Source organism: Terriglobus sp. YAF25, assembly GCF_052113305.1.
GTDB lineage: Bacteria > Acidobacteriota > Terriglobia > Terriglobales > Acidobacteriaceae > Terriglobus.
The window spans coordinates 1-2719 of record NZ_JBFRCY010000642.1 but is presented as its reverse complement, the minus strand read 5'-3'; the positions used below and the strand labels follow the sequence as shown (position 1 = coordinate 2719).

1 protein-coding gene is annotated in these 2719 nt (G+C 56.8%); it reads left to right on the top strand.

The features are described from left to right. On the top strand, positions 1-2223 hold a 2223-nt coding region (locus AB4043_RS21665; RefSeq protein WP_442308055.1), incomplete at its 5' end, for a TonB-dependent receptor domain-containing protein. Positions 2224-2719: the final 496 nt, after the last annotated feature.

Here is a 2719-nt window from a genome sequence, read left to right as displayed (position 1 = left end):
GATGCTGATGGTGTGGGCGGCACCGTGAACCTCGTAACACCCACGGCGCAGGATAAGCCAACCTACTCGCTTAACGGAACCGCGGGCTACAACCCACTGCAAAATGGCTTCTGGCGCGGAGGATTCGATGGAACCTTCGGCAAGCGCTTTGGCCCTGGAAAGAAGTTCGGGTTTCTGCTGGGAGGAAACTGGGACCGCACCAACCGCGGCATCGACGACCTCGAGCCCAGCCAGGGCATTGGAGTGCTGCCCAACGGCACCAACATCGCCTATGTCAGCAGCGAAGACCTGCGTTCCTACGAGTATTACCGCACTCGCTACGGCTTTGTAACCGGCATTGACTATAAGGTCAGTCCCAACACCTCCGTGTATTTCAAGGGCCTCTATGCCGACTTCCATGACTTCGGTGAGACGCGTGTCTACACCCCCAATGCGGGAAACATCGTCGGCGGCAGCGGCTCCCAGGTCATCTTCGACAACACGGGCTCATGGCAGTATCGCCACTACATCCGCAGGCCGGACCAGCAGATCTTCAGCCTGCTGGCGGGCGCGAGCCAGGAGATCTCCAAAGATGTGCTGACGTATGACTTCGCCGTCTCGCGTGGTCATAACATCGGCGGCCAGGTCTTTCCCAGTACCTATTTCAGCGGCCCCAGCAATGTCACCTTTACTGAAGATCTGAGCAATCCGAACCGGCCGAAGTTCTCAGCGACGGATGGCACCAACGGTTTTGATGCGACGCAGTACACGGTCAACGAGTCCGATGGCGGCAGCTATCATGCGACGCAGCTCAACATTCAGGGCACCGCCTCCTATGCCCACAACTACAACGCAGGCGGCCATCCCAGCACGTTCTCTTTCGGCGTCAAGATACGTAACTCGTACTCGACTCAGCGGGAGAACGACAATCATCTTTCATACACGGGCGCCACACCATTTACGCTTGCCAGCGTTGTGGGCAGTTACACCAATCCGACATATTACAACAACAGCTTCGCCATCAATGGAAAGGCGTATGGTCCTGCGTCATCCTATGGTGGCATTCAGCACGCGGTCGCAGCCAATGCCGGTGACTTTACGGAAGATGTTGTGGGTGATTCTGTCACCTACGCGCAGGCTTTCTTCAATGCCGATGAGCGTATTACTGCCGGGTATCTGCAGGACGTAATCTTTATCGGCAATCTGCGCCTGGAGGGCGGCCTTCGTTTCGACGCGGGCAGCACGCACTTCCTTGCCAATACCGTCAACAATGCGGCTACGGGTCCGTGCTTCAAGGACCCAACGCAAGTCTGTCCTGGTGTAACACCGACCAGGCAGGATGCCAGTTACTTCAATCCGCTTCCCAGCGCGGCGCTGCAGTGGCAGTTCCAGAAAGACAGCAACCTGCGTTTCGTCTATAGCCGCGGATCGGCACGACCAAACATCGGCGATCTTGTGCCGGCGACGGTCGTCGATCCCAATCAGACTCCTTATCCGACAGTGTCAACCGGCAATCCAAACCTGGTGCCGACGTTGTCGGACAACTTCGACATCCTTGCCGAGCACTACTTCCAACCCCTCGGCATCGTGCAGGCCGGCTACTTCTTCAAGGAGCTGCATAATCCTATCTATCCGGTTGCCAACCTGGTCAACAATTACAACGGCACGGGCAGAACGTATCAGGAGACGCTCTCCATCAACGGCCCAAATGCGCGGCTTCAGGGAATCGAGCTGCAATGGCAGCAGCGCTTCTCCTTTCTCCCGGGCATGCTGAATGGCCTCGGCGTCAACGCGAACTACAGCTACGCAACCTCGCATGTGACGTTCCCGTCGGGCTTCGATGGCGACCGCGGTGACCATCCCGCACTGGACCGCACCTCACCCAATAACTACAACTTCAATCTGACCTACGATAAAAGCCGCTTTTCAGGTCGCTTTGCGATCAGTCATAACGATGCGAGTATCGCAGCCTATCAGTGGAATGCAGGCACAGGAGCGGCCAACGATCCAATCCTCGGATTGAAGGGACCTACCGGAGACAACTACTTCTATGCGCATACGCAGTTCGATGTGCAGGGAAGTTATCGCGTTCACAAGGGATGGCAGGTGGTCGCCTCCGGACTGAATCTCAGCAATGAAGTCTTCGGCTTCTACAACGGAAGCACCATCTATCCGGTGCAGCGCGAGTACTATCGTCCAACGGTTTCATTCGGCATGCGTTGGACACTGGCGAGTGAGCAGTAGTGAAGGAGGGCCGATATCGCTCGACGAAGCAATACATCGGGTGCCCCATGTCCGGGGTCCCCAGCGAACTTGTTCGTTGGGGTGGTGTCCCTCGGGGACATGGGCCCGGCCTTTACTTTCTGTACCCCTACAGCGGTGCATTCGAGCTACGGGTTCACCCAAACGAAACAAGTTCGCTGGGGACCCCGACGCTCGAACGTCCCACATAAGCTTCGCGTATGTGGGGCACCCAGTGATAGCCGTTGTCGTAGGCGATACAGATAGAACCCGTCGATGGAAAAGCGCTGAAGGCGCGCTCTATATCAGCCTGGGGCAACGCCCCAGGTATCGGATAGCGAAACGGCATGAGGGCTGAAGAGTCTGTGTGAGAGAGGCATCATCTCTCTGGATGAGTGAGCCGTTGTTGGAGGATTTCATTGTTGAGTGTGGATGGGAGCTGTTTTAGTGGGATTTCTGGAGGATGTAGATGCGTTTGAGGTTGTAGGCGGTGGCGGCG